6 protein-coding genes and 1 pseudogene are annotated in these 4,355 nt (G+C 34.4%); 2 read left to right on the top strand and 5 right to left on the bottom strand.

Features of this window, described 5'->3' with window-relative positions:
• The 4 genes from F6K13_RS20390 to F6K13_RS35270 all read right to left on the bottom strand — a co-directional run.
• Positions 1-624, bottom strand: a 624-nt coding sequence (locus F6K13_RS20390; protein ID WP_287288194.1) for a J domain-containing protein, incomplete at its 3' end; no start/stop codon positions are given.
• Positions 625-861: 237 nt separating this feature from the next.
• Positions 862-996, bottom strand: a complete 135-nt coding sequence (locus F6K13_RS20385; RefSeq protein ID WP_275670293.1) for a hypothetical protein — start codon at positions 994-996, stop codon at positions 862-864.
• Positions 997-1,360: 364 nt separating this feature from the next.
• A complete protein-coding gene (locus F6K13_RS20380; RefSeq protein WP_124155779.1) occupies positions 1,361-1,945 on the bottom strand; it encodes a Uma2 family endonuclease in 585 nt (194 codons plus the stop codon).
• Between the two features lie 33 nt (positions 1,946-1,978).
• Entirely contained in the window at positions 1,979-2,233 is a 255-nt protein-coding gene (locus F6K13_RS35270; RefSeq protein ID WP_338043166.1) for a hypothetical protein, read from the bottom strand.
• Positions 2,234-2,403: 170 nt separating this feature from the next.
• Between F6K13_RS35270 and F6K13_RS20370 the strand changes: the two genes are divergently transcribed.
• Both F6K13_RS20370 and F6K13_RS20365 read left to right on the top strand, forming a co-directional pair.
• Positions 2,404-2,763, top strand: coding sequence for a hypothetical protein (locus tag F6K13_RS20370; protein ID WP_124144523.1), 360 nt, complete (start codon positions 2,404-2,406; stop codon positions 2,761-2,763).
• Positions 2,764-2,850: 87 nt separating this feature from the next.
• Positions 2,851-3,630 carry a hypothetical protein gene (locus tag F6K13_RS20365; RefSeq protein ID WP_124144524.1) on the top strand — a complete coding sequence of 260 codons (780 nt, stop codon included), beginning with the start codon at positions 2,851-2,853 and terminating at the stop codon, positions 3,628-3,630.
• A 361-nt stretch (positions 3,631-3,991) separates the two neighbouring features.
• Here the strand turns inward: F6K13_RS20365 and F6K13_RS20360 are convergent.
• A pseudogene (locus F6K13_RS20360) lies at positions 3,992-4,210 on the bottom strand (ubiquinone/menaquinone biosynthesis protein); the annotation flags it as partial.
• Between the last annotated feature and the right edge of the window lie 145 nt (positions 4,211-4,355).

Genomic DNA, 4,355 nt, shown 5'->3' with positions numbered 1-4,355 from the left:
ATAATTTTTATTAGATATTAATATTTTAGCCCTATTACAAGCTTGCTCTACCAAAGGATTTTTAGTTGAGGGTTTTATAGTTGTGGGTTTGGCAGAATCACTAGGAGGTTTCGGTGTAGGTGGAGGTGAGGGTTTAACAACTCCAGAACCACTTTTGCGCAGTAAATAAGCTAAATTCAGTTCACTAATTTCTCCAATGATATCTAAAGTTTTGTCAATAGATTCATATTCGCGATCGCTTAATTCCTTGAGAGTTTCCTTATATATGTTTTGATAATCTCCCGCCTTAGCAATTTTTTTTGCTGCATCAGTAGTCAACTGAATTTGACTGCGCTGTTGAGAAACAGTATTACTGAGATTTTTGAGAACAACAAAAAGTTCAGCGCGATCGCCTTCCTTAGAAAATTTATTATAAGCAGGACTCACCAACTTAGATAACAACTGATTAGCAAATTCTTTATCAGTTTCACTTTCAAAGGGTGAAGTATCAGGATGTAAACGACGCGCCACTCGCATATACCGTTTACGAATCTCACCAAATTCTGCATCTAGAGAAACCCCTAAAATTGCGTGATGGTCTGTGAAATCAAATTGGAATAATCCTTGTTTAAATGTAAAAGACATAATAACAACTTTTCCTTAACAAAATGACATTGAATCTAAACTTAATCCTTTTTACCTCTAATTAGACATCTCCGGAAATTAGACATATAGATCATTTTTTGTGTCTTTTTTCAGAAATTTTCTTCCCTATTCCCTATTGCCTATTGCCTACTTCTGCAAAAAGTCTATTCTTTCTCGGAGATATCTAATAGACATCTCCAAAAATCAAAAATAAAATTAATTATTATCAATAAATTATCATTTTCTTTGTGGGTTTAATACCCCACCGTCTACACGGTGTTCAAAATTACTTGGGGTTAGAATCCCCATGTAATTTTCCTCCTGTCTCCTGTCTCCTGTCTCCTGTCTCCTGTCTCCTGTCTCCTTCTTCAATAGGAAATTAAATGTATATTAAAATCAGGCGTTGCTGAAGAGCGTGTATGAGATTAATCTTAATTCTTTAGGAATCAACCCACCCCTAACCCCTCCCAGGGGTGGGTTGGGAGGGAAGAAATAAGAACAAAGAATAATAGAAGAGAAAGTTTTTTGTTCGCCCTCTTATCCGGACATGATATCATATCTCAAATAACCAACGCCTCAAATCATATAGTACAATTAGTACAATATTTATTATCATTTTCTTTGTGGGTTTAATACCCCACCGTCAACGGGGGTGTTCACGCATTACTTGGGGGAGCGAATCCATAAGTAATTTTCCTCCTGTCTCCTGTCTCCTGTCTCCTGTCTCCTTCTTCAATTAAACATTTTTATGAAAAAAAGTAGGAATTCCGGCTTTGGTAAATACTTGTTCAGCAGTTAATTCTAATCCTTCAAATAGAGAATCTATCAATAGGGTATCTCCCATATAAGTTTGTGGTGGTGCATCTGGATAAAAAACTGTAATACTCCTGGCTTTACTATCAACAACCCACACCCTTAATACACCTGCATCTAAATAATCTTTAGCTTTAGCTGTGAGTTGACCAAATGTTTGCCCAGGAGAAATTATTTCTATTACTAGATCGGGCAAAACAGGACAAAAATCATCTGCTATCCATTCTGGAGATAAGCGCTCATAAGAAACATATAAAATTTCTGGTATAGGCACCCAATCTTTCCCTTGACGAGTTAATTTAACCGCCCATTCTGGAAAAACTTGCCCTTTTCCCTCGCACCATTCATCTATTAAATAAAGCAAAGCACGAGTTATTTTAGAGTGAAAAAATTTGGGTGACATTTTTGCGATTGCTTTTCCATCAATAAATTCATAAATAATATCTCCTTCTCCTGGTGGAAGTTCAAGAAACTCTTGTAATGTAAGTTGATTTTTTATTTGTACCATTTCGTCTTTAAAATTATGCCGACTTTTGAGTATTTATATTGTAATATTTTGGTGGTAGTCAAGAGTCAGGAGTGATAATTTACAGCAAATTTTGTACTCATCTTTTTTCCCTGTAACTGGAAGTAATTTTAGTGGAAATTCTCCCCTTATTAATACTTCTCCAGCAGTTAATTCTAATCCTTCAAATAAAGAGTTCCTAAATAGGGGATTTCCTATATAAGTTTGTGGTACTGCATCTGAATACAAAAAAACTGTAATACTTCTAGCTTTACTATCAACAACCCACACCCTTAATACACCTGCATCTAAATAATCTTTAGCTTTAGCTGTGAGTTGACCAAATGTTTGTGATGGAAAGTCTGAAGCGACCGAATATCAATAATTAACCTTCTATCTCCTGTCATAGTTTAAGTTTGTTTAAGAATGTTATAGTAACCTAAATAAATTATAAGAAAATTATGAAAGGGCAAAAAAAATTACTACAACATCAAACTGACTCGGTTGCTACCAAAAATCCTGACAGTCAGTCTCATCTATCCGATCAAGCTTCAATTTTTCCAACAACAATTGTTGGTTATGGACGTTACGGAAAAAATTATATTGGAACTAAATATGCTAAAAATGAATATTTTTGGGAAATAGTATCTATTGTCGATCCAGTAATTACTTCCTCCTTATTTGCTGATAGTATTTTAGGTCAGAATCAACCACAAACTTATCTATTTCAGAGTTTTCGTCAATGGCATGATAACTATTTTAAATACTTAAATAACCAACAAAAAGCCAGACAAGTAATCGAGATAGCTTTAAAGCCATAATTAGTTTATGAACAACTAATGTTATATATTGAAGCTGGTGTCAAACACTTTATATTACCTAAGCCAGTTGTAACAAACCTAGAATAAATGCTGGAAATCGCAGAAATAATTCATAAAAATAAAATAAAAGCAGCAGTTGCTTCTCAGTGGTATTATTCAGACTTTCCTAAATTTATTAAACGAGAAATCCAAAAATTTATCAAGGAAAAAAAACAAAAGCTTTCCCTAACTTCAAGTAATTATTCGAGTATTCCTAATTTATATAAAGTAGAAATTTATTTTTCTAAAGAAAATGGTTTAGCATATACTACAGACCCACCATTACTTGAATTGCCTCATGCTTTACAGTTACTCTCTTCAATAGGAATAATTGATTTTAATAATTATTTGTCACTTCCAGAAGTTAGCGGTACAAATACATTTGTCAATGCTATTTATCAGGTAAAAAATATTCAAGATAAAATTTATGTTCGTTCTAACATTGATATGCAACCAAATCCTGCAATCAAAAAAGAATATCCCCTATGGGATATTCAGGAACGGCGTTTAAAAATTTATTTTGATCAAGACAATACTCAGCCCAATATAGAAGTGGATTTTTGGATGAAATTTGACTATTCTGGTGATTTTGCTCTTCGTCCTGGTAAATTAATTATTAGGGATGACGACAACTTTAACAATCAAGAACAATTAATTTTGAATATTGTTGACGATCAACTATTAAATATGAACCTGAAAATTTATGCAGCATTTCAGCAGAATTTTGCAGATTTTCAAAATGATCAGAATATTTTGTCTCTTGAACGTTATCTCCCAATTGGTAAGCAAATAATGCTAATTCAAAATCTTTGGAAATCTCTTCAGTAGGAAAAAGGGAATAGGCAATTAGTAGTGGCACGTCAAGCTTAAAATGGTGTATTGAAGTGTTTTTGTAGGTTGTTCAAATGCTTCTTACAAAAACAACTATATCAAATCCCCTTGCTTTCAAGTGTTTTGAAGAAGGAGACAGGAGACAGGAGACAGGAGACAGGAGGAAAATTACATGGGGATTCGCTCCCCCAAGTAATGCGTGAACACCCCCGTTGACGGTGGGGTATTAAACCCACAAAGAAAATGATAATAAACCGGGTTTGTAGGAAGTAGACCTTAAGTGCTAGGTATTTGAAACAAACCCGGTTTCTACATTTTTCTATACCAATACTACCGGATTTGATGACTTCTAACTTTGTTAAGGTTTTCTAGCACTAACGAGTGAATAATAAACATGAGTTTGAACTATTGATATTTCTTCAAACCCAACTTCTTGCAAAAGTTGATTAAACTCATTAGCAGTGTATTGTTTACCCTCAGTAACCCAAAACAGGCACATTGAAAATGAAGTAGCAATTGGAGGGTTATCTTTTCCATCTCCTAATAATATTTCACTTATATAAATGCGACCTCCACTTGGTAATGCTTCAAAGCTATGAACTACCCCGCCGTGTAGACGGACGGGGTTTCTAAGTCCCCGTCAACAAAGTCCGCACTTTGAGATTTTGAGCGCTTCATTTGCCCCAGTTGCCTCATCGAGCCTGTATGTTTACGGGTCGAAT

The sequence above is a fragment of the Okeania sp. SIO2B9 genome, assembly GCF_010672505.1.
Taxonomy (GTDB): Bacteria; Cyanobacteriota; Cyanobacteriia; order Cyanobacteriales; family Microcoleaceae; genus Okeania; species Okeania hirsuta.
This window is presented reverse-complemented; position numbering and strand designations above follow the sequence as displayed.

Excerpts from the sequence above, each read along its gene's own strand:
- F6K13_RS20380 (WP_124155779.1), bottom strand. The coding sequence starts at position 1,945 with ATGGTACAAATAAAAAATCAACTTACATTACAAGAGTTTCTTGAACTT.
- F6K13_RS20370 (WP_124144523.1), top strand. The coding sequence starts at position 2,404 with ATGAAAGGGCAAAAAAAATTACTACAACATCAAACTGACTCGGTTGCT.
- F6K13_RS20365 (WP_124144524.1), top strand. The coding sequence starts at position 2,851 with ATGCTGGAAATCGCAGAAATAATTCATAAAAATAAAATAAAAGCAGCA.